The following is a 21,727-nucleotide window of genomic DNA, read 5'->3' on the forward strand; positions in this document are numbered from 1 at the left end:
GGACGGGCTGAAAATCAGCCCCTCCGGCGATTGAGGAGCGGAGGTTCGGGGGCTGGCCCCCGACGGGTGCCCGCGCGGTGCGGGGCCGGGCTCGGGAGCGGGCTCCGACGGGGTGCCCGCGCGTCGCGGGGTGGGGTTCGGGAGCGGGCTCCGACGGGTGCCCGCGCGTCGCGGGGCCGGCCGCACCCCCGGGCACTCCCAACTGCAACCCCACCCCCCACCCCCAACCCCGGCCTACTTCTTCAGCACCTTCGCGAGCAGCGGCACCAACCCCTCCACCGCGTACGGAATGCTCAGCACCGACGCGCTGGACAGCGCCAACCCCACCGACGGGTCGTCCGGAAAGACCAGCCGGTTCTCGCGCGCCGCCTTCATCGCGGCCACCTGCGGGTACTGCTTCAGGGTCTGCTTCAGCGGCAACTGCTGCTGGCTCAGCAGAATCACCACATCCGCCTCCGCGTCCCCGGTCTTCTCCGCCGACAGCTCGGCGAAGTACGTCTCCCGCCCCAGGCTCTCGACGTACGCCGACGGCTTCAGCCCGAGCGCCGTGGCCAACTGCATCCGGGTGTCCCCGGCCGTGTACACCCCGATCTTGCCGCCGAAGGCGAGCAGGATGGAGACGGTCTTCCCGGCGAACTCGGGGTGGCTCCTCGCCGTGGACTCCAGCAGCGCCTCGGTGTCCTTCACCAGCTTCTCCCCCTGCTCGGCGCGCCCCACGGCGGTCGCGATCAGCTTGGTGGAGTCCCGCCACGGCACCGCGTTGGGCGTGGCCCCCTTGGGCAGCCCCACGGTGGTGGTGATCCCCGTGAGGGTCGTGTACTCGGTCTGGTCGCCGCCGGACTGGACATTGACGATGAGGTCGGGGTTGAGCGAGGCCACCTGCTCGAAGTCGAACGGCGGCTTGAGGAAGGCGGGCGTCTTCCCGTCGAGGGGCTTCTCGGCCCACGCCCCGACCCCGCGCTTCATGGTCGGGATGAACTGCCACACGCCGACCGGGACGATGCCGAGGGCCAGCAGCACATCGTGGTCGGTGCGCCCCAGCGAGAGCACCCGCTCCGGCTTCTTGTCGATCTTCACCGTGCCGAACTTGTCCTCGACCGTGACGGGGAAGGCGCCGGAGCCCCCGGTGTCCTTGCCGGAGTCCCCGGTGGACCCCGTGTCCTTGGAGTCGTCCTTGCCGCAGGCGGCGAGGAGCGCGGACGAGCCGAGCACCGCGCCCAGCGAGAGCAGTCCGCGTCGGCTCAGCGAACGCCCGTGGTTGGTCGGTGTGTTCATGGATCGGCCCTGTCTGTGAGGTGAGGAGTGGTGGGGCGGCGACCGCACCCTAGTCAGGCAAGGCTCACCTTGGCAAAGCGGCTCGATGTATTCCCTTTATGCCTGACAAGACATCAGGAAACAGTCAATGACGGTCTCTTGACTGCTCACGCGGCCCGGCGGGGTTGCCCCTTGAGGTCTCTACTTAGGTTAGGCTAACTTTGCTCGTGGCGGGTTGAGTTGGGCGGTGCCCGGAGCTCGGGACACCACCGCGACGCTCCGCGCCGTACGCCCCGCTTTCCGTTTCCCCGCAGGCGGGTCAAGGAAGACACCGCTGACGGATCGGTGACCGCACCGACGCGACAGGAGAACACGCTGATGGCTGGCTCGACGATCCCCTGGACCATCGAAGGAGACGGGGGGCTGGCCTCCGAGGCCATCCGCCAGGACCGAGCGAACCTCCGGGACCGGCTGTACGAGCACGGTGCCCTGCTTCTGCGGGGCTTCGACGTCGGCGGAGTGGACGGCTTCGAGGCCGTGGTGCGCGAGCTGTCCGGCGCACCGCTGACGTACACGGAACAGTCCTCGCCCCGTAGCGTCATCAAGGGCAAGGTCTACACATCGACGGAGTATCCCGCGCAGGCCGAGATACCGCTGCACAATGAGATGTCCTACCAGGCCAGCTGGCCCCTGGTGCTCTACTTCCACTGCGTCGAGCCGCCGCTGACCCTGGGCGCCACCCCGCTGGCCTCCACCCGCGCGGTGTACGACCTGATCGACCCCTCGGTGCGCGAGGAGTTCGTCCGGCGCAAGTGGATGGTGGTGCGCAACTACCGGGACGACATCGGACTCCGCTGGTGGCAGGCGTTCAACACCGAGAGCCGCGAGGAGGTCGAGCGGCTCTGCGCGGCCGGCGGCCTCGAGGCCGAGTGGATCGGCAGCTCCGGCCTGCGGACCCGCGCGGTCCGTGAACCGGTCCACACTCACCCCGTCACGGGCGAAACCGTCTGGTTCAACCACGTGGTGATCTTCCATGTGAGCAGCCTCCCCGCGCACACCCGCAGCGGACTGCTGGACATCTGCGGGGAGGACGGGCTGCCCAACAACACCTACTACGGCGACGGCGAGCCGATCCCGGACGAGGTCACCGACCATCTGCGCGACTGCTACCGCCGGGCGTCGGTCCGCTTCGACTACCACCGCGACGATCTGCTCGTGGTCGACAACATGCTGGTCTCCCACGGCCGGGAGCCGTTCACCGGACCCCGCAAGATCGCCGTGGCGATGGGCGAGGCCTCCGACGCCTGAGCCGCGACCGGGTGACGGGACGCGGCCCGCGCCCCGTCACCCGGCGGTGAGCAGCACCGCGTGCAGGGTGCGCGGGCCGTGCACGCCCTCCACCCGGTCGAGTTCGATGTCACTGGTGGCCGAGGGGCCGGAGATCCAGGTCAGCGGGCGGGCCGGGTCGAGGAGCGGCAGGGCGTGCGGTACCGAGGCGACGACCTGCTCCGGGGCCCGCACGACACAGATGTGCAGATCCGGTACGAGGGTCAGGGCGCGCCGGCCCTGACCCGGGCCCGCGTCCAGGACGATCGTGCCGGTCTCGGCGATGGCGAGGGCGCAGCCGGTCACCACGGCGTCCACGGCGTCCAGCTCCACCGCCGTCAGAGGCCCGTCGTCGGAGCGCCGTACGGCCGTGGTGGCCGAGAGCCAGCCGGCCGGCAGCCCCGGCGGCACGGCGACACTCCGCGCTCCGTGCCCGGCCAGCAGCCGGCCGATCAGGGCGGGCAGTTCGCCGGCGGTGCCGCGGTGCACCACCGCCCGGTAGTCGGCGAGGTTCCCGTGCAGCAGGTCCAGCAGGACGCCGGGGTCGTCGGGGGTGTGGCTCGCGAGGTAGTCGCGGGCGGCCTCCGGGACGTCCGGCGCGCCGGCGACCGCCTCGCGCACCCGGCCCAGCACCCGGTCGCGGGACGAGGTCATGAGCGGTTCCTCCTCCACCAGTCACGGAACGGTTCCCCGGGCATCTCGGGCAGTCCCCGGCTCGCCGTCCACTGCCGGGCGCCCGGGCCGGGCAGCCGCCGGGGGTGGAGTGCGCGGGTCCGGGCCGCCAGCCGTTCGCCGAGCCCCAGCGCGCCGGGGTGGTCCAGCAGCCAGCCCGCCGCCCGGACCGCCGCCCGCTCCAGCCGGTGGCCGCCGCCGCCCCGCTCGGCGACCCGCTCCCGCAGATGCACCAGGACCTCGGGGATGTCGATGGCGACCGGGCACACCTCGTAACAGGCCCCGCAGAGCGAGGAGGCGTACGGCAGCGAGGCGTCCACCTCACTGCCGATCCCCCGGAGCTGCGGGGTGAGGATCGCGCCGATCGGCCCCGGGTAGACCGAGCCGTACGCGTGCCCGCCGGCCCGCTCGTACACCGGGCAGACATTGAGACAGGCCGAGCAGCGGATGCAGCGCAGCGCCTGGCGGCCCACCTCGTCGGCGAGGACGCCGGTGCGGCCGTTGTCGAGCAGCACCAGATGGAAGGCGCGCGGCCCGTCCTCGCCGGTGGTCCCGGTCCACATGCTCGTGTACGGGTTCATCCGCTCGGCCGTCGACGAGCGGGGCAGCGTCTGGAGGAAGACCTCCAGATCCCGCCAGGTCGGCACCACCTTCTCCAGACCGACGACGGAGATCAGTGTCTCCGGGAGGGTCAGGCACATCCGGCCGTTGCCCTCCGACTCGACCACCACCAGGGTGCCGGTCTCGGCGACCATGAAGTTGGCGCCCGAGATCCCGACCCTCGCCCGCAGGAACTTCTCCCGCAGATGCAGCCGGGCCGCCTCCGCCAGCTCCCCGGGCGCGTCGCCGAGCCCCTCGGGTGCCGCCCTGCCCCAGCGGCCCATCTCCCGGCGGAAGATGTCACGGATCTCGCCCCGGTTGCGGTGGATCGCGGGGACCAGGATGTGCGACGGCCGGTCCTCGCCCAACTGGACGATCAGCTCGGCGAGATCCGTCTCGTACGCGGCGATGCCCTCGGCCTCCAGCGCCTCGTTCAGCCCGATCTCCTGGGTGGCCATCGACTTGACCTTGACGACCTCCCGCTCCCCGGTCGCCCGCACCAGCCCGGTGACGATCCGGTTGGCCTCCGCCGCGTCCGCGGCCCAGTGCACCGTGCCCCCGGCGGCGGTGACCGCCGACTCCAGCTGCTCCAGATAGCGGTCGAGATACCGCAGCGTGTGGTCCTTGATCTGCTTGCCCGCCTCGCGCAGCCCCTCCCAGTCGGAGAGTTCGGCGACGGCGCGCGAGCGCTTGTCGCGGATGGTGTGGGTGGCGTGGCGCAGATTGGCGCGGAGTGTCTCATTGCCCACGGCCTCCTCCGCGGCCCGGGGGAACGACGGCATCCCGAGGAAGGTCCCGCTCATACCAGTGGCTCCTCTTCGGTGCTCGCCAGGATCTCGGCGAGGTGCAGCACCCGCCGCGGGCCGGCCCCGGGCGGCCCCGACCCGTGGCGCAGCAGGCCGTCGAGATGCAGCAGACAGGAGGTGTCCGCGCCGCAGAGCACCCGCGCGCCGGTGGAGCGCGCCGCGCGGAGTTTGTCGGTCCCCATCGCCACCGACACATGGGGGTTCTTGACGGCGAAGGTCCCGCCGAAGCCGCAGCACTCCTCGGCGCCCGGCAGCTCGGCCAGCTCCAGCCCCCGCACCGCCTCCAGCAGCCGGCGGGGCCGCTCGCCCAGACGGAGCGTCCGCAGACCGTGACAGGACGGGTGGTAGGTGACGGTGTGCGGGAACCAGGCGCCCACATCCGTCACCCCCAGCACGTCCACCAGGAACTCGGTCAGCTCCAGGACGCGGGGGGCGAGCGTCCGCGCGATCCGCGCCAGCCCCGGGTCGCCGCCGCGGCGGGCGACACGCGGGTAGTTGTCCCGCACCATCGCGACACACGACCCGGAGGGCACCACCACATGGTCGTATCCGGCGAAGACCCGGCCCATGCGGCGCATCAGCGGCTCGGTCTCGCGCCGGTAGCCGGTGTTGTACTGGGGCTGTCCGCAGCAGGTCTGACCGGACGGGAAGTCCACCTCCACACCGAGCCGTTCGAGGAGCCGCACCGTGGCGACCGCGGCGGAGGGCCGGACCGCGTCGTTGACACAGGTGGCGAAGAGAGCGACCCGCATGGCGGTTCTCCTTCGGGGCCGAGGTCGGGCCGGGCGGCAGCCGCCTCCCGGGAGTGGGGAACCGCGAGGAGTGTAGTGGCGCGGGCGCCCGGTGTCCGCGACCCGGCCGCACGGCCCGGCGGAAAGCGCCCCCCGGGTCCGGCCGCAACCGGCACCGGTCCACGGGGTGAGCCGCCCCGTAGCAGGTCCGTAGACTGTCGGCTCCGGTGCGATGCGGGCCGTGCGGCCCGGGGGGAGGGGAGCGCGGAATGAGTCGTCGCTCCAGTGGACTGATCGGGGCCTGGGCGGAGGCCCAGCGACGGCAGCAGCGCGAGCAGGAGGCCCGGACACGGGCCTTCGCGCGGGCGCAGCGGGAGCAGGAACAGCGGCAGCGGGCACACCAGCGGGACATGGCGCGGCTCCACCGCGAGCAGCGGGCCGCGTACAAGCAGCGCCGCGAGGCGGACGCCAGGGCGCGGACGGAGGAACTGGACACGAGGGTCGCGGCGCTGACCGGGCTGCTGGCCGCCGGATGCCGGGGGACGGCCTTCCGGACGGCGCTGCTGGCCCGCGCCGAGGACATCGAGCCCTTCGCGCCCGGCCGGCTGGCGTACCCGGTTCCCCTCCCCGACCCGAACGGATACCGGACCCAGGGCGGCTGGTCCGCCTCCCGGCGGAGCCAGGCCGAGGAGGCGCAGGCGCGCTACCAGCACGATCTGCACCGGGCCCGGGCCGCCGAGGCACAGCGACAGCGCCAACTGGCCGAGTACCGGAGGCAGTACGACGCCTGGGCGGACGCCCGCCGCGCCGAGATCCGGGGCCACAACGCGTCCATCGCCCGGATGGCCGCCGCCCTGCGCGCGGGGGACCCCGACACCGTCGTGGAGTACTTCTCCGCCGCGCTGTACGCCTCCACGATCTGGCCGGCGGAGCTGCCCCGCCAGGTCGAGGCCGCCTTCGACACGGGCGCCCGGCAGCTGGTGCTCAACTGGGAGCTGCCCGGCTTCGACGTGATACCCCGGACGAAGTCGGTCCGGTACGTGGCCTCCTCCGACGAGGACCGGGAGAGCCCCCGCCCGATGACCCGGCGCCGGGCGCTCTACCGCGACCTGGCCGCGCAGTGCGTCCTGCTGGTGCTGCGGGATCTCTTCGCGGCGGACGAGTTCGGGGTGCTGGAGTCGGTGGCCCTGAACGCCTTCGTGGACGATGTCGATCCGGCCACCGGGCAGCGGAGGAACCTGGTTCTCGGCACGGTGATGGCCGTCCGCGCCGAGTTCACCCGGCTCAATCTGGAGCAGGTGAGCGCGGTGGAGTGTCTGGAGGGCATGCGCGGACAGCTCTCCGCCCGCCCCGACCAGCGGGTGGCCGTACGGCCGGGCCGGGTACCGGAGGACGTCGGCGCCGGGGTCGTCTCGCACGGCGGGGGAGACGACCCCGATCTGCTGGAGATGGACCCGGTCGCCTTCGAGCATCTGATAGCCGAGCTGTTCCGGGCCCGGGGCATGCAGGCGGTGACCACCCAGCGCTCCAACGACGGCGGTGTCGACGTCGAGGCGTTCGATCCCGACCCGATCAGCGGCGGCCGGATCATCGTGCAGGTCAAGCGGTACCGCAACACCGTGCCGCCGAGCGCGGTCCGCGACCTCCACGGCACCGTGCAGGGCTCCGGCGCCAACAAGGGCGTGCTGGTCACCACGTCGGGCTTCGGCCCCGGCTCGTACACCTTCGCCAACGGCAAGCCGCTGACCCTGGTCTCCGGCCCCGAGCTGGTCGATCTGCTGGGCCGCCACGGGCTGCGCGGCCGGCTGGGGACGGCCGCGGCGCCCGCGCGGCGCCCCGGCGAGAGCGCCCCCACGGCCCCGACCGCCCCGCCCGCCGAGGCCGGTGAGGCCAATGTGCTGGGGATGACCTGGTCGGGGGAGGTGGCCCTCGATGTCTGCGCGCTGGTCTGCCGGGGCGGACAGGTGCTCGGCGACGAGTACTTCGTCTTCTTCAACAACGAGCGCACCCCCGACGGGGCGGTGCGCGCCGTGCCCGGCGCGGCGACGGGCGACCGGGCCGCGATCCGGGTGGTCTTCGACGGGCTGCCGGAGCGGGCCGACCGGCTGGTGATCGCGGCGGCCGTCGACCCCGGGGCCGATCCCGGTGCGGACCTCTCCGGGTTCACCCGGGCCGGCATCGTCCTGCGGGACGCGGCCGGCACCGAACTGGACCGGCTCGTCGTCTCGGAGGGCCGGGCCGGGGAGACCGCCCTGGTGCTCGGCTCCTTCCGGCGCCGCGCCAACGGCGACTGGGAGTTCGTGATGGGCGGCAAGGGGTACCCGGGCGGGCTGGAGGCCCTGGTCCGCGAGCACGGCATCGACGTCGCCTGAACGGTCCGCCCGCGCGGTGCGCCGGAGCCCCGCCGCCGGCCGCGCGCCGGGCCCTCACAGGGACTCCCGGACCGCGCGGGCGAGAATGCTCAGCCCCTCGTCCAGCTCGTCGGCGCTCGCCGTGAGCGGCGGGAGGAGTTTCACCACCTCGCCCAGGGTGCCGGAGGTCTCCACCAGCAGCCCCAGCGCGAAGGCCCGCCGGGCCACCCTCGCGGCGAGCGGCTTGTCCGCGCACTCCAGCCCCCACGCCAGACCGCGCCCCCGGCACTCCGCCACCGCCTGCGGGTGCTCCGCGGCGATGGCCCGGAGCCGGGACTCCACCAACTGCCCCCGCGCGCGGGTGTGCCGCTCCATCTGGCCGTCCGCCCAGTAGGCGTCCAGCGCGGCGGTGGCGGTGACGAAGGCGGGATTGTTGCCGCGGAAGGTCCCGTTGTGCTCGCCGGGCTCCCAGATGTCGAGCGCGGGGGTGAACAGGCACAGGGCCATCGGCAGCCCGTAGCCGCTGATCGACTTGGAGAGCGTGACGATGTCCGGGACGATCCCGGCCTCCTCGAAGGAGAAGAAGGCGCCGGTACGGCCGCACCCCATCTGGACATCGTCGACGATCAGAAGCATGTCCTGCCCCCGGCACAGCTCCGCGAGGGCGCGCAGCCACCCGGGCCGGGCGACATTGACACCGCCCTCGCCCTGGACGGTCTCGACGATGACGGCGGCGGGCCGGTCGAATCCGGAGCCCGGGTCCTCCAGCAGGCGTTCGAACCAGAGGAAGTCGGGGGCCCGGCCGTCCAGATAGCGGTCGAAGGGCATGGGTGTCCCGTGGACGAGCGGCACCCCGGCCCCGGCGCGCTTGAAGGCGCTGCCCGTGACGGCCAGCGAACCCAGGGACATGCCGTGGAAGGAGTTGGTGAACGACACGACCGTCCCGCGGCCCTTCACCTTGCGGGCGAGTTTCAGCGCGGCCTCGACGGCGTTGGTGCCGGTGGGGCCGGGGAACATCACCTTGTAGGGCAGGTCGCGCGGGCGCAGGACCAGGTTCTCGAAGGCGCGCAGGAAGCCGCGTTTGGCGGTGGTGGCCATGTCCAGGCCATGGGTGATGCCGTCCCGCTCCAGATAGTCGAGCAGGGCGCGCTTGAGCACCGGGTTGTTGTGGCCGTAGTTCAGCGAACCGGCTCCGGCGAAGAAGTCCAGATAGCGTCCGCCGTCCTCGTCGAACAGCTCACTCCCCTGGGCGCGGTCGAAGACCACGGGCCAGCCGCGGCAGTAACTGCGCACCTCCGACTCCAGCGTCTCGAAAACACTCAGATCGGGCTGGACCATGGTCATGTGCGCTCCCGGAAGGTGAAGAGGTGGCTCTCGGGACGGTTCTCGGTGCAGGGCGCGTCGAAGCGCCGGGCAGAGGTCTCACGCGCATGTTCCGGTACACCCGGGAACGGGACTCTGGGAAGTCCGGTCGGGTCACTGGCCGGGAGCGGGAGAGAAGAGGATAAAGGTGCCCGCCTGAGCGGACAGCGCACACCAGGAGTTTAGGTCCCGCCCTGGCGTCGCTGTCAACATCCCCGCGCCATCCGATGTCCGCGCCGAAAGGGAATGAGGGCTTGCGCGGTGCCGGCATTCTCTGTCTAATGGCCGGGCATCCACGAAAGCACCGAGTGAATCCCTCGTGCCGTGTGATGGCGCCGCCGGACACCCCGCCGGCCGGACCGGGGTGCGGGACGCCCGGTCAGCACACCCCTTCCTTCCCTTCCTCCTTCTTTTTTCCCCGTGCCGCCCCGGCACACCGTCTCCAGCGACGCCATCGGAGGCACACCCCATGAGCGAAACGGACCGTGAACCGATAGCGGCCAATCAGCTGCGGCTGTGGATTCACCAGGAATTCGACCTCGGCTCCAACGCCTACAACATCACCCGCTCGCTGCGGCTGCGCGGCCCGCTGGACGCACCGGCGCTGATCGGCGCCGTGAACGCGCTGGTGGAGCGGCACGAGATGCTCCGCACGACCTTCGCGGAGGAGGGGGACACGGTCCGGCTGCGGATCGCGGACCCGGCGCCCGTCCTCGCCGGTGTGACCGAGGTGCCGGGCACCGGCCCCGGAGACCGCGCGGAACTCCCGCCCGATGTGGAGGACGCCTGCCGGGCCTTCGCCCTCGCCCCCTTCGACCTGCGCGCCGAGCCGCCGTTCCGGGCCCGGCTGCTCCGCCTCGGCGACCGGGACCATCTGCTGCTGCTCGCGTTCCACCACATCGGCGTCGACGGCCACTCGCTGGGCGTCCTCGAACACGAACTGGCCGAGGCGTACGCCGCGCTCGCGGCGGCGGGTGTCTGGCACCCCGCCACCGCACCGGCCCCGTTCAGTGCATTCGCCCGCCACCAGCGGTCCGTCCTCACCGAGGAGACCGCCGAGCACCAGCTCCGCCACTGGCGCGAGGCGCTGCCCGCCGAACTCCCGCCCGTCTCGTTCCTCGCCACCAGCCCGCTCGGCGGCGGCGGAGCGGGCCCGGTGGCGGTCCACTCCGCCACCGTCCCCCGGGAAGCCGCCGACGCCCTCGCCGCGCTCGGCGCCGCCCATCAGCTCACCGCCTTCGGCGTCTTCCAGACGGCGGTGCAGATCCTGGCCCACCGCTACTCGGGCAGCCCCGACGCCGTACTCGCGACCACGACACTCAACCGGAAGGAGCCGCGGTTCGAGGGCTCCGTCGGCTTCTTCGTGAACACCGTGGCCCTGCACACCCCCCTCGGCGACAACCCCACCCTCGCCGAGGCCCTGGAGCGCGGCGGACGGACCCTGATCGGCGCGCTCTCCCACGACGATCTGCCCTTCGACCGGGTGGTGCGGGAACTCTCCCCGAGACCGCCCGGCGAGCGCGGAGCGCTCTTCCAGATCGCCGTCGAGACGCAGAGCGAACCGGCCGGACGGCCCCGGGGGTGGGGGGAACTTTCCGTGGAGGCCGGCGGCTTCGACGGCCACCCCGCCAAGCGCGCCCGCGGCGACCTCACCCTCAACCTTCTGCGCGGCGCCGGCGGCGGGCTGCGGCTCGTCACCGAGTACGACTCCGCCCTCTTCGACGAACGGTTCATCGACGGGCTGGCGCGCTCGCTGTTCACCCTGCTCGCCGAGGGCGCCCGCGCCCCCGGCACCCCGGTGTCGGACCTCCCGCTGCTGGACCGGGCGGCGGAGGCCGAACTGCGCACCCTCCGCTCCGCGCCCCCGCGCGGCGACACCTCCGTACCCATGAGCGACCTCGTCCGCTCCCTGGCCGTCCGGGAGGGCGACCGCACCGCCCTCACCGCGCCCGGCGAACGCGTCGGCTTCGCCGGGCTGACCGCGCGCGCCGAGGCCGTGGCCGAGGCGCTCATCGGCCGGGGCATCGGCCCGGGTGCCTTCATCGGCGTCGTCGCCGACCGGTCGGTCCACTCGGTCGTCGCCCTGCTCGGCGTCTGGCTGGCCCGCTGCGCGTACGTACCCCTCGATCCCCGCACGGGCCCGGAGCACCGGGACCACCTCCTCGGCGACGCCGGGGTCCGGCAGGTGCTCGGACCTCCCGGGTTCGACGCCCGGGGCGCCGAGCTGATCGATGTCCGGGCGCTCCCGGCGACCCCGGCCCAGCGGGACGCGCCCGAGTCCCGCACCACCGCACCCGACGACATCGCCTACGCCATCTACACCTCCGGCACCACCGGGAAGCCCAAGGCCACCCTCGCGACCCACGCCAATCTGCTCCATCTGCGAGCCGGTCTCGGCGCGGCGTTCCAGGTGCCCGACTGGCGCCGCGAGACCGTCTCGCTGAACGGGCCGCTGGTCTTCGACGTCACCCTCCAGCAACTGCTGCCCCTGCTCGACGGGGCCACGGTCGCCATCGTCCCGGAGGAGACCCGGCTCGACCCCGACGCGATGATCCAGTACGTGGCGGACGCGGGGATCACCCTGCTCGACGTCACCCCGGGCCATCTCCGGCTGCTGGTCGAAGCCGGCCTGCTGGACCGCACGGACCTGCCGCTGCGCACGCTCATCACCGGCGGCGAGGCGCTTCCCGCGCCGCTGTGGGCCCCCCTCGCCGCCGGACCGCTGCGGGTGTTCAACTGCTACGGGCCCACCGAGTGCACGGTCAACTCCACCGTCCAGGCCGTCGACGCGACCGCCGGGCGGCCCAGCATCGGGACCGAGGTCGCCGGAGTCTCGCTCTTCGTCGCCGACTCCCGGCGCCGGCTCGTCCCCTACGGCGCGACGGGCGAGCTGTACATCGCGGGCGGGGGCCTGGGGCCCGGCTATCTCGGCCGCCCCGCGCTCACCGCCGAACGCTTCGTCCACGCACCCTGGGGTCCGGACGGCGCCCCGCTGCGCGTCTACCGCACCGGGGACCGGGTCCGGCTGGCCAGGGGCGGCGTGGTGGAGCACCTCGGACGGCTGGACGACCAGGTCAAGATCCGGGGCAACCGGGTGGAGCCGGGCGAGGTGACCGCGGCCCTGCTGACCCACCCCCGGGTCGCCGCCGCCGTCACCCTCGCGGACGACAGCGACGGGCGCGGCGCCGTACTGCACTCCTTCGTCGTGGCCGCCGGTGAGGGCGCGGGACAGGAGGAGCTGAGGCGCCACCTCGGTGCCTGCCTGCCCGCCTACATGGTGCCCACCCGGATCATCCCCGTCCCCGCGCTGCCCGCCAACGCCGCCGGCAAGACCGACCGGACGGCCCTGCGCGCCCTGCTCGCCGCCCCCATCGCGCCGGACCCCGGCACGGAACCCACCGTCGCGACCACGGCCCCGGACGGGACCGAGCACCGGCTGACCGCGCTCTGGCGGGAGGTGCTCGGCCGGCCGGAACTCGGCCCCGACGCGCACTTCTTCGCCTCGGGCGGCCACTCCCTCCTCGCCGCCCGGCTGATCGCCCGGCTGCGGCGGGAGTTCGGCGCCGGGCTCACCCTGGCGGCCCTGCTGGAAGGCCCCACGCCCCGGGAGTTCGCCGCCCGGGTGCGCGCCGCGGCCGAGCCGGCGCCCGGGCGGGCGGGGGAGTGGCGCCATCTGATCGAGCTGAGCGCCGCACCCGACGACGAGCCCGTCGTCTGCCTCCACCCGCTGGGCGGCGACGCCCTCGTCTACCAGGACCTGGTGGACGCCCTGCCCGTGCCCCGGCAGGTGTACGGAGTCTTCGACGGCCGCACCGACCCGCGCACCCTCGGCGGCTGGGCCTCCCCGGAGGAGATGATCCGGGCGTACGCGGCCGAGATCACCGGGGCCCTCGACGGGCGCCCCTGCCATATCACCGGGTGGTCACTGGGCGGGCTGATCGCCCACGGGGTGGCCCAGCGGCTGGAGGAGACCGGGGCGCGCGTCCGGTCCCTGACCATCTGGGACGCGGGATGCTCGCCCGTACGGTTCGCGCGCCCCGCCGAACCCGACTGGTCGGCCGGACCGCTCACCGTCCTCGCCACCCTCGCCCCGGAGGGCGTGCCGACGGCGCCGGCCGAGGCGAGGGACCGGTTCGGCGCGCGGTTCGCCACCCTGCCGGGACCGGATCTGGGCGAACGGATACTCCGCGCCGCCGACTCGCTGTGGGGCACGGAGGCGCGGGGCGAGCCCCGGGCGGTCGGCGACCGGGCGGTGCTGGCGTCCCTGCACAACTGGCTCTTCACGGGCTGGCGGCCCGGAACCGTCCGGGCCCCCGTCTCGGTGGTGTGGGCCGCCGACTCCCTCGCCAGGGGAGTGGTCGCCAAGACGGACTGGAGCCGCTACACCCGGGCGACCGCCCGCGCGTCCCAGGTGGACGGCACCCACTACTCGATCATGAAACGGCCCGTGGCCGGTCAACTGGCCGAGGCCCTGCTGCGGTTCGCCGACTCCTGCTCCCCCAGCCGCTGAGGCCCCCGCCGCGCCTCAGCCGCCCCCTGCCGAAACACCGTGGAGGTGCTGTCATGTACGACGCCGCTGACGAGACCCGCCGGGTCCCCCTGCTGAGCCTGACCGGTCTCGGCCCCGCGCGGACCGCCGCGCTCGGGGATCTGGCGCACCGGTTCGGAGCGTCGCCCGGGGAGTTCGCCGGAACGCTCGCCGGGACCCGGGTGGGGCTGCTCTTCACCGCGCCCTCCACCCGGACCAGGTCCTCCTTCTGGAGCGCCGCCACCACCCTGGGGTGCGACGTGCTGCATCTGGGCGCGGCGGACCTCCAGGTCACCACCGGCGAGACCTGGGGCGACACCGGCGCCATGTTCGCCCACTACCTGGACGCCGCCGTCGTGCGCACCAACGGCCCGCAGCGGGAGCTGGAGGAGCTGGCGTCCGGACTGGTGTCCACCGTCAACGCCCTCACCCACGAGGAGCATCCGACCCAGGCCATCGCCGACCTCTGCGCCCTGCGGGACCGGTTCGGCAGCGCCGAGAATCTGCGCCTCGCCTATCTGGGTCTGGTGAACAACACCGCGCGCTCGCTGGCCCATCTGGCGTGCGCGACACCGGGGATGGAGCTGGATGTCTACAGCCCCGGGGGCCAGGGCTTCCCCGAGGCGGAGACCGAGGCCCTGAACACCGGGGCGGGCCGGACCGCGGTGCGCCAGCACGACCGGATTCCCGGTGCTCCCCGGCCGGTGGACGCCCTCTACACGACCCGCTGGCAGTCGATGGGGGTGCCCAGCGCGGACCCGGAAGGGCAGCGGAACCTCTTCCTGCCCTTCGCCGTGACCCGCCGCACCATGGAGCGCTTCAGCGGGACCACCGAAGCCGTGTTCATGCACGATCTGCCCGCCATCCGCGAGCAGGAGGCGACCTCCGAGGTGCTCGACGGGCCGCTGTCGCTGGTCGCCCGGCAGGCGTACCACAAGACGTCCGCCGCCGCGGCGGCGCTGCTGTGGACGCTCGGCGCCGGCCCCGTGCTCCCGGCCGCGCGGTAGCGGTACGGCGTTCTCCCCGCGCGGGTGACGGTCCTCGGGCCGTCACCCGCGCTTTTCCATGACCGCGTAATACCGGGAGCGCCGGGCCGGATTCCCGGGTGTCCGGCCGGGTCACAGAGCCGGAAACCCGGGCCATAGCTGATCGATAGCGGCACGATAGGGGTTTCATGGAGGCACAGGCTAACGTCGCTGATGTTGGTCCGGGACAACCGGCCCAAGCCTTTCCGCACAATTCCCCTCCCTCTTTCTTTCGATGCGTTGTTTGATTCGACGCACGCCAGGAGCCGGTCTTATGGAGAAAGCCGAAGAAGTGTCCGGAGCCCTATCGGTGTCCGTCGCGGCGACTTTCACCGTGGAACCGCTGCGGGAGCATCTCGCCGTATCCGGGCACGCGGTTTCCGCGGTTCCCTACGGCCAGCTGAACCGTCATCTCTGGAGCGGCGGGGACACGGGCGATGGCGCCCTGGTGGTACTGCTCCGGTGGGAGGACTGGCTCCGGTTCTCCCCGGGAACGACGGAGGGGAACGAGGGGGCCGCGGCGGGGAATGCCGACGAGGTCGCCGTCATGGCCGGGATGCTGGGCGAACTGTGCCGGGCCGTCGAGGCGTTCCGCTCGGCGTCCGGCGCCCGCACGCTGCTGGTCGTCTGCCCGCCGTCGGCCCGATGGCGGGCCAGGGACCGGGAACTCGCCCGGCTGGACGAGGAACTCGCCCGGTTCGCCCTGGAGTCGGGGGCCTTCGAGATCAGCTGGGCGAGCGGCTGGCCCACCGCGCTGCGCGAGGGAGAGGAGGAGGACCCGTTCTCGGACCGGATGGCGCACATTCCGTACGCGGACGAGTACTTCTCCGACCTCGCGTCGGGCATCGCCCGGTGGCTCGGCACAGCACCGGGAACGGCAGCCGCGACAGCGCCCGGCGCGGCGGCGGACGACGGAGGGGAGCACGACGGGAACCAGGAGCCCGGAACACCCGGGGAAGGGCCCGCCACCGGCGGCACGCGCACCGTCGCGTCCGCGTGCGGCCCGCTCGACGGCCGTGTGCGCGCCGCGCTCACGGCAGGCCCCGACCGGCCGCCGGCGCACACGGCACTGGCTCCGGGCCGAGTGATGCGGCATCTGGCCGACCGGTCGGGTCCGCTGCGCGCCGCCGCGACCGCCGGGGTCCTGCTGGTCGACTGGGACGACCTGCTGCGGACCCCGCCCCGGCCGGACACGGCGCACGGCCTCGCGGAGGCGGCACGGGCCCTGGAACCCGTGGGAGCCGCTCTGGCGGAGGCGGTCCGCCGCTTCCGGGCCAAGGCTCCGGCTCCGCTGCTGATCGTCACCACCTGGTCCACCGGAACCGGAGCGGGAGCCCGGGAGAAAGAGGGTGCCGGAGCACCGATCGCCGGGCTGATGCGGACGCTCAGCGACACCCTGGCCGCCTCCCTCCACGGTCTGGAGGCCACGGAGGTCGTCTGTGTCCCCGGTCTCCCGGCCGGGCCCGGTACCGCCTCTCCCTCCGACCCGGAGCGCCTGCGGGCCGGGGCCGCTCTCACGGCGGCGGTGGCACGGGGGACCGGCCGGCCGGCGGACGCCCGCGACGCCGCCGGCCGGACCGTGATCGACGCGACGGGCCGCACGGCCCGCGAGATCAGCGGTCTCGTCGCCGAACAGCGGCGACGGGGCGGGGCCGTGGTGGCGTGCTCCCCGGAGCCGGGTGTCCATGGACCGCTGCGGGCCGTCTGGTCCCCGGCGGAGCTGGTGCTGACCCCGGAGCCGGTGGAGCGGGCGATCGCGGGCCTTCCGGGGACGGACACCACCGGCCCCGGAGCCGCCCCCGTCCGCCCCCGGGGCCAGGGCGTGCGACCGGCGCAACCGGCGCAACCTGCACAAAAAACGACATGAGGACGGACTCCGTTATGCAGCTGACCGAAGTGGTGGGCGAGGTGCTCGGTATCGACGCCGGCCGGGTGGACGACACCGCGCACCCGGGCGGCCTGGAGAACTGGGACAGCCTGCGCCATCTCCAGATCATCGTGCGGCTGGAGGAGGTCTACCGCGTCTCCTTCAGCCACGGCGAGCTGAGACGGCTCACCTCCGTCGGTGCCATCCGCGCCGTGCTCCACGGCAAGGGCGTACTCAACTGAGGAGGGAGCACGATGACCGCGCCGACCCCGGCGAAGGCACCGCCGCGAGGACCCCTGTCGCCCCTGGACGACCGGGACCTGGACACCCTGCTGCTCATCCGGCACTTCGAGAACGCGCTGCTCGACCTCTTCGCCGAGGGGAAGCTGCACGGCACCGTGCACACCTGTCTGGGCCAGGAGTACATCCCCGTGGCCCTGCGGCCCCTGCTGGACGACGACTTCATCCTGAGCAACCACCGCGGCCACGGCCACTACCTGGCCCGCTACGACGACCCGCGGGGGCTGCTGGCGGAGATCATGGGCCGGGAGGGAGCCGTCTGCCGGGGGGTCGGCGGCAGCCAGCACGTCCATCGCGACCGCTTTCTCTCCACCGGGGTCCAGGGCGAGAGCCCAGCCGTCGGCTGCGGGCTCGCCCTGCACGCCAAACGCGCCGGGCAGGGCCGGATCGTGGTGGTCTACATCGGCGACGGCACCTGGGGCGAGGGAGCCGTGTACGAGGCGCTCAACATGGCCGCCCTGTGGCGGCTGCCGCTGCTGCTCGTGGTCGAGAACAACGGGATCGCCCAGTCCACCCCCACGGAACACCAGCTGGCGGGCACCATCGGCGCGCGGGCCGCCGCCTTCGGCATCGCCCATCTGCGGCTGGAGTCCCTCGACATCAACGAGATCCGCCGGGTCCTCGACGCCCCGCTCGCCCGGGTCCGCGCGGAGCGGCTGCCGCTGGTGGTGGAGTTCGTCACCCACCGGCTCGGCCCGCACAGCAAGGGCGACGACTCCCGGCCCCCCGACGCGGTCGAGCGGGCGCGGGCACACGACTGGTACCGCCTGTACCCGCGTGTGGCACCCGCGCAGTTCGCGCTGCGCGACACCCTCGCCCGCTCGCTGGTGGAGGGTGTGGTCCGGGAGGTCGGCGCCCGCCCGCCGGCCGTCTGGAGGAACGACCATGAGTAGCGCGGCCCCGGTCCCGGCCGTGACCGGAACCCACCCGGCCCCCGGCACCGCACCGGCGCGCACCGGTGCTCCCCGGGTCGCGGACAACCTCAACGAGGCGCTCCGCGCCCGCTTCGCGACCGATCCCCGGCTCCACCTGCTGGGCGAGGACATCGCCGACCCCTACGGCGGCGCCTTCAAGATCACCAGAGGTCTCTCCGGCGCCCACCCCGACCGGGTGCTTCCGGCACCGCTGAGCGAGGGCGCCATCGTCGGGGTGGCCGCCGGACTCGCGCTGGCCGGCGATGCCGCCATCGCCGAGATCATGTTCAGCGACTTCACCACGCTCTGCTTCGACCAACTGGTGAACTTCGCCAGCAAGTCCGTCTCGATGTACGGACGGCGCATTCCGATGCGGCTGCTGGTGCGCTGCCCCGTGGGAGGCAACCGCGGCTACGGCCCCACCCACAGCCAGAGCCCGCAGAAGCACTTCATCGGAGTGCCCCATCTCTCGCTGTTCGAGCTGTCGCCGTTCCACGACAACCACACCGTGCTCGACCGGATCATGGAGCCGGCGGAGCCCTCGGTCCTCTTCGAGGACAAGTCGCTCTACACCCGGCGGATGGTCGCCCCGGGCATGGTCGACGACCTCTTCGACCACCAGCCGCTGGAGGGCCCGGGCGACTGGGCGCGGATCGGGGTCGCGGGCGAGGAGACGTACGACTGTCTGCTGATCGCCCCCGGCGGTATGGCCCACCGCTGTCTGGGCGCCATGCGCGAACTGCTCCTGGAGGACGAGATCAGCTGCCGGCTCCTGGTGCCCTCCCGGCTCTACCCGCTCGGAACGGGCCCGCTGCTCGCCGAGTTCACCGACGGGGCGCCCGTGGTCGTCGCGGAGGAGGGTGTCGCGGGCGGCACCTGGGGGACCGAGGTGGCGGCCGTGCTCCACGACCGGCTCTGGCGGCGGCTGTCCGCTCCGGTACGGCTGGTCTCCTCGCGCCCCAGCGTCATCCCCGCCGCCCCGCATCTGGAGCGGGAGGTGCTGGTGCAGCAGGACACCATCCGCGACGCCGTGAGGAGGGCCGTGCGGTGACCGGCATCCGGATACCCAGGTTCAACAGCAACGACGAGAGCTATGTCCTGGTCGAGTGGCTCGCCGAGGACGGCGGGCGGGTGGCCGAGGGCGAACCCGTCGCCGTGATCGAGACCTCCAAGGCCACCGTCGAACTCGACAGCCCCGCCGACGGGGTGGTGCAGCACGGGCTCCCGGAGCACACCGAGTGCGCCGTCGGCGACGTGGTGGCCGTGCTCCACCCCGACGAGGCCGCCCACCGGGCGGCACGGGACCGGCCCCCGGCTCCCGCCGCCCCGGACGTCCCGGCCGGACCCGCGCTCACCCGGGGCGCCCGGGAACTGGCGGCCGGGCACGGCATCGGCGCCGCCGAACTCGCCGCGACCGGCAGGAAGCTCCTCAAGCGCGCCGACATCGAGCGACTGCTCGCCGCGAGGGCCCCCGCCCCGGCCGCCCCCGCCGGGACCTCCCGTCCCCCCGGAGGCACGCTCCGGCCGCTCTCCGCCGCCCAGCGCGCCGTCGCCGCCACCGTCAGCGCGTCCCACCGCACGGTTCCCACCGCCTATGTCGCCGTCCGGGCCCGCGTCGACCGGGCGCTGGAGCGCGCGGCCGGGGCAGGCCGGACCCACGGCGCGCTCATCGGGCTGCCGGAACTCCTCATCGCCGCCGTGGCCTCGCTGCGGGAACGGTTCCCGTACTGCTTCGCGACGCTCGTGGACGACACCACCGTGGAGCTCCACGACACGGCGGCGGTGGGCGTCACCATCGACACCGGCGACGGTCTGTACGTGGCCGCCGTGCACCGGGCCGAGACCCTGGACTGCGTCGGCATCGCCCGGCTGCTCATGGAGTTCCGGCTGCGCTCGCTCCGCCGGGACTTCCGCGCGGAGGACCTCGCGGGCAGCAATGTCGTGGTCTCGCTCCACAACGACCCCGGCGTGGTGCTCGCCCGGCCCATCGTCTTCCCCGGGCACAGCTGCGCCGTGGTCCTGCCGGGTGTCCAGGAGGAGGTCTTCCTCGACGAGGCCGGCGCCCCGGCCGTCCGGAGGACCGTGCAGCTCGGGCTCTCCTACGACCACCGGGTGCTCAACGGACGGGAGGCGACCCGGTTCCTCCTCGCGCTCAGGGAGCTGCTGGAGGCCCCCGAGGCGCTGCTGCCGGCCGGCCCCGGCCCGGCCGCCGGGGAGGTGCGGGCCCGATGACCGCCCTCCGCGACGGGACACCGGCCGGGACCCGGCGGGCGTGGCAGCGCCGGGACCCCGCCGCCGGCACCCCGCTGAGGATCGCCCTGCTGTCGAGCTTCACCGTCGATCCGCTCCTGCCCCACCTCGGCCTGCCGCTGCACGAGGCGGGCCTCGCGCCCGAGTTCCTGGTCGGGCCCTTCAACCAGATCGCCCAGGAGTGCCTGCGGCCGGACAGCGCCACCGCGCGCTTCGCTCCGGACGTGCTGCTGGTGGCGGTCCGTCCCGAGGACCGGCCCGCCGCGGGTGACGGCGACCCCGAGGGCGCCCCCGGCCGGCTCGCCACCCTGGCCCTGGACGCCGCCCGGCGCTGGGGAGCCCTGCTCCTGTGGGTGCTGCCGGCGCTGCCCGAGGAGCGCCCGCACGGCGCGGGCGACGCGGGCGACCCGCTGGGCGCGGTGGCCCGCGCCACCGCGCCGCGCGAGGCGGTCCGCGCCCGGCTGGCACGGGAGCCGGGCGCCCGCGTGGTCGACCTGGAGGAAGCGGTACGCGCGGTGGGCGCCCGTCACGCCCATCACGCGGCCCTCCTCGCCTTCGCCCGCATCCCCTACACCGAGGAGACGTTCAGCGCGCTGGGGGGCGCGGCCGCCCGGGTGCTGCTCGCCCGGTACGGGCAGGGCTGCCAGGGCGTCCTGATCGACCTCGACACCCTGCTGCCCGGGCCGGGAACCGGTGGCGGTGACGGCGACGGCGGAGCCGGGGCCGGGCAGCCGGACGGCGCGGACGAGGGCGCCGCGCTCGCCGGACTCCTGGAGCGGCTCCCCCCGTACCGGCCGGTCGCCTTCCGCACCGACGGCACCGCGGACAGCGCCTGGGGCGCCGTCGCCGAGCGGGCCCCCCGCCTCGCCCGGGTGCCCGCCCGCTGGCTCGGCGGCGCCCCGGCCGCCGACCACCTCGCCCGCTTCGCCGCCGACACCGGCCTGCCGCCCGGCCGCATCGCCGTCCTCGCGGGGCAGTCCGGCGACGGGGGCGGCGCACGGTGGCCCGCCGGGACCCTCCTGGTGGACCGGGGTCCCGAGGCCGGACCGCCCTGGCCCGCCCTGGCCGCGACCGGGGTCCTCGACCACGTGCCACCGGTCACCTCGGCCCCCGGGCCGCCGCCCGGCACCGCACCCGGACCGACCCCGGCCGCGCCACCCGCACCCGGTCTCGACGACTTCCTGCGCGGGCTCGGTGTCACCGCCCGTGTCGACCGGATCGACAGCGGACCCGCCCACCCCGAGCACGAGGTCGCCGACCGGGCCCACGACTTCACCCTCGCCCTCGACCCCGCCCCCGGCCAGTACCTCCGCGCCGCCGGCCGCTCCCTGCTCTCCGCCCGGGTCCGCGACCGCCACGGCGACTACGGCACGTCGGCGGTGATCGGGGTGCGCGAGAGCGGCCCCGTGTGGGTGGTGGAGCTGTTCTCGCTCTCCTGCGTGGTCATGGGCAAGGGAGTGGAGGACATCCTCCTGGACGACCTCGCCGAACGGGCCGCCGCGGGCGGCGCCCGGGCCCTGGAGTTCCACTACCGCGACACCGGACGGAACCGGCCCGCGCTCGACTTCCTGCGCCGTGCCGCCGGCCCCCGGCCCGGCCGGGACGGACACCCGCTGGAGATCCGCGCCGTGCCCGAGGGGCCCGGCCTCACCGGACCCGCCGTGCCCGAGGGGCCCGGCCTCACCGGACCCGCCGTGCCCGAGGGGCCCGGCTGAGCCGGACCCCCCCGCCCCGCACCTCC

At 74.0% G+C, this 21,727-nt stretch carries 15 protein-coding genes; 10 read left to right on the forward strand and 5 right to left on the reverse strand.

The features are described from left to right. Nucleotides 1-234 precede the first annotated feature (234 nt). The gene (locus tag ABT122_RS19890) at nucleotides 235-1,275 is read right to left on the reverse strand and encodes an ABC transporter substrate-binding protein (RefSeq protein ID WP_351553579.1); all 1,041 of its coding nucleotides are present in this window, start codon (nucleotides 1,273-1,275) and stop codon (nucleotides 235-237) included. A 357-nt stretch (nucleotides 1,276-1,632) separates the two neighbouring features. On the opposite strand from ABT122_RS19890, the gene ABT122_RS19895 reads away from it, so the two are divergent. Beyond that, nucleotides 1,633-2,562, forward strand: coding sequence for a TauD/TfdA family dioxygenase (locus ABT122_RS19895; RefSeq protein WP_351553582.1), 930 nt, complete (start codon nucleotides 1,633-1,635; stop codon nucleotides 2,560-2,562). A 36-nt stretch (nucleotides 2,563-2,598) separates the two neighbouring features. On the opposite strand, the gene ABT122_RS19900 is transcribed toward ABT122_RS19895, so the two are convergent. From ABT122_RS19900 to ABT122_RS19910, 3 genes are read right to left on the reverse strand one after another with little or no spacing between them, the layout of a single operon-like run. Next, nucleotides 2,599-3,234, reverse strand: coding sequence for a LutC/YkgG family protein (locus tag ABT122_RS19900; RefSeq protein WP_351553585.1), 636 nt, complete (start codon nucleotides 3,232-3,234; stop codon nucleotides 2,599-2,601). Continuing rightward, on the reverse strand, nucleotides 3,231-4,655 hold the full coding sequence (locus ABT122_RS19905) for a LutB/LldF family L-lactate oxidation iron-sulfur protein (protein WP_351553587.1): 1,425 nt from the start codon (nucleotides 4,653-4,655) through the stop codon (nucleotides 3,231-3,233). Before ABT122_RS19905 ends, ABT122_RS19900 begins: the two co-directional genes overlap by 4 nt. After that, entirely contained in the window at nucleotides 4,652-5,410 is a 759-nt protein-coding gene (locus ABT122_RS19910) for a (Fe-S)-binding protein (protein WP_351553590.1), read from the reverse strand. The genes ABT122_RS19905 and ABT122_RS19910 overlap by 4 nt, the downstream gene beginning before the upstream one ends. Before the next feature lie 248 nt (nucleotides 5,411-5,658). Between ABT122_RS19910 and ABT122_RS19915 the strand changes: the two genes are divergently transcribed. After that, the gene (locus ABT122_RS19915) at nucleotides 5,659-7,761 is read left to right on the forward strand and encodes a restriction endonuclease (RefSeq protein WP_351553593.1); all 2,103 of its coding nucleotides are present in this window, start codon (nucleotides 5,659-5,661) and stop codon (nucleotides 7,759-7,761) included. 54 nt (nucleotides 7,762-7,815) lie between these two features. Here ABT122_RS19915 and ectB read toward each other — a convergent pair whose 3' ends face one another. Further along, nucleotides 7,816-9,084: a diaminobutyrate--2-oxoglutarate transaminase gene (gene ectB, locus ABT122_RS19920; RefSeq protein WP_351553596.1), complete on the reverse strand. Its 1,269-nt coding sequence runs from the start codon at nucleotides 9,082-9,084 to the stop codon at nucleotides 7,816-7,818. Between the two features lie 487 nt (nucleotides 9,085-9,571). Between ectB and ABT122_RS19925 the strand changes: the two genes are divergently transcribed. The 8 genes from ABT122_RS19925 to ABT122_RS19960 all read left to right on the forward strand — a co-directional run bounded on the left by ABT122_RS19925 (nucleotide 9,572) and on the right by ABT122_RS19960 (nucleotide 21,701). Continuing rightward, nucleotides 9,572-13,612 carry a non-ribosomal peptide synthetase gene (locus tag ABT122_RS19925; RefSeq protein ID WP_351553598.1) on the forward strand — a complete coding sequence of 1,347 codons (4,041 nt, stop codon included), beginning with the start codon at nucleotides 9,572-9,574 and terminating at the stop codon, nucleotides 13,610-13,612. A 53-nt stretch (nucleotides 13,613-13,665) separates the two neighbouring features. Further along, complete coding sequence (locus tag ABT122_RS19930) at nucleotides 13,666-14,637, forward strand: ornithine carbamoyltransferase (protein ID WP_351553601.1); 972 nt, start codon at nucleotides 13,666-13,668, stop codon at nucleotides 14,635-14,637. Nucleotides 14,638-14,947: 310 nt separating this feature from the next. Then, the gene (locus tag ABT122_RS19935) at nucleotides 14,948-16,522 is read left to right on the forward strand and encodes a hypothetical protein (RefSeq protein WP_351553604.1); all 1,575 of its coding nucleotides are present in this window, start codon (nucleotides 14,948-14,950) and stop codon (nucleotides 16,520-16,522) included. 14 nt (nucleotides 16,523-16,536) lie between these two features. After that, on the forward strand, nucleotides 16,537-16,764 hold the full coding sequence (locus ABT122_RS19940) for an acyl carrier protein (protein WP_351553607.1): 228 nt from the start codon (nucleotides 16,537-16,539) through the stop codon (nucleotides 16,762-16,764). A gap of 12 nt (nucleotides 16,765-16,776) precedes the next feature. Further along, the gene (locus tag ABT122_RS19945; protein ID WP_351553610.1) at nucleotides 16,777-17,715 is read left to right on the forward strand and encodes a thiamine pyrophosphate-dependent dehydrogenase E1 component subunit alpha; all 939 of its coding nucleotides are present in this window, start codon (nucleotides 16,777-16,779) and stop codon (nucleotides 17,713-17,715) included. Continuing rightward, nucleotides 17,708-18,787 (forward strand): alpha-ketoacid dehydrogenase subunit beta, encoded by a 1,080-nt coding sequence (locus tag ABT122_RS19950; protein WP_351553613.1) that lies wholly within the window; start codon nucleotides 17,708-17,710, stop codon nucleotides 18,785-18,787. Before ABT122_RS19945 ends, ABT122_RS19950 begins: the two co-directional genes overlap by 8 nt. Then, on the forward strand, nucleotides 18,784-19,968 hold the full coding sequence (locus ABT122_RS19955) for a 2-oxo acid dehydrogenase subunit E2 (protein ID WP_351553616.1): 1,185 nt from the start codon (nucleotides 18,784-18,786) through the stop codon (nucleotides 19,966-19,968). The genes ABT122_RS19950 and ABT122_RS19955 overlap by 4 nt, the downstream gene beginning before the upstream one ends. Then, a complete protein-coding gene (locus ABT122_RS19960; protein ID WP_351553619.1) occupies nucleotides 19,965-21,701 on the forward strand; it encodes a hypothetical protein in 1,737 nt (578 codons plus the stop codon). The genes ABT122_RS19955 and ABT122_RS19960 overlap by 4 nt, the downstream gene beginning before the upstream one ends. Nucleotides 21,702-21,727 lie beyond the last annotated feature (26 nt).

Origin of the sequence: Streptomyces sp. NPDC001985 (assembly GCF_040296845.1) — a bacterium.
Lineage (GTDB): Bacteria > Actinomycetota > Actinomycetes > Streptomycetales > Streptomycetaceae > Streptomyces.

Excerpts from the sequence above, each read along its gene's own strand:
- ABT122_RS19890 (WP_351553579.1), bottom strand. The coding sequence starts at position 1,275 with ATGAACACACCGACCAACCACGGGCGTTCGCTGAGCCGACGCGGACTG.
- ABT122_RS19895 (WP_351553582.1), top strand. The coding sequence starts at position 1,633 with ATGGCTGGCTCGACGATCCCCTGGACCATCGAAGGAGACGGGGGGCTG.
- ABT122_RS19900 (WP_351553585.1), bottom strand. The coding sequence starts at position 3,234 with ATGACCTCGTCCCGCGACCGGGTGCTGGGCCGGGTGCGCGAGGCGGTC.
- ABT122_RS19905 (WP_351553587.1), bottom strand. The coding sequence starts at position 4,655 with ATGAGCGGGACCTTCCTCGGGATGCCGTCGTTCCCCCGGGCCGCGGAG.
- ABT122_RS19910 (WP_351553590.1), bottom strand. The coding sequence starts at position 5,410 with ATGCGGGTCGCTCTCTTCGCCACCTGTGTCAACGACGCGGTCCGGCCC.
- ABT122_RS19915 (WP_351553593.1), top strand. The coding sequence starts at position 5,659 with ATGAGTCGTCGCTCCAGTGGACTGATCGGGGCCTGGGCGGAGGCCCAG.
- ectB (WP_351553596.1), bottom strand. The coding sequence starts at position 9,084 with ATGACCATGGTCCAGCCCGATCTGAGTGTTTTCGAGACGCTGGAGTCG.
- ABT122_RS19925 (WP_351553598.1), top strand. The coding sequence starts at position 9,572 with ATGAGCGAAACGGACCGTGAACCGATAGCGGCCAATCAGCTGCGGCTG.
- ABT122_RS19930 (WP_351553601.1), top strand. The coding sequence starts at position 13,666 with ATGTACGACGCCGCTGACGAGACCCGCCGGGTCCCCCTGCTGAGCCTG.
- ABT122_RS19940 (WP_351553607.1), top strand. The coding sequence starts at position 16,537 with ATGCAGCTGACCGAAGTGGTGGGCGAGGTGCTCGGTATCGACGCCGGC.
- ABT122_RS19945 (WP_351553610.1), top strand. The coding sequence starts at position 16,777 with ATGACCGCGCCGACCCCGGCGAAGGCACCGCCGCGAGGACCCCTGTCG.
- ABT122_RS19950 (WP_351553613.1), top strand. The coding sequence starts at position 17,708 with ATGAGTAGCGCGGCCCCGGTCCCGGCCGTGACCGGAACCCACCCGGCC.
- ABT122_RS19960 (WP_351553619.1), top strand. The coding sequence starts at position 19,965 with ATGACCGCCCTCCGCGACGGGACACCGGCCGGGACCCGGCGGGCGTGG.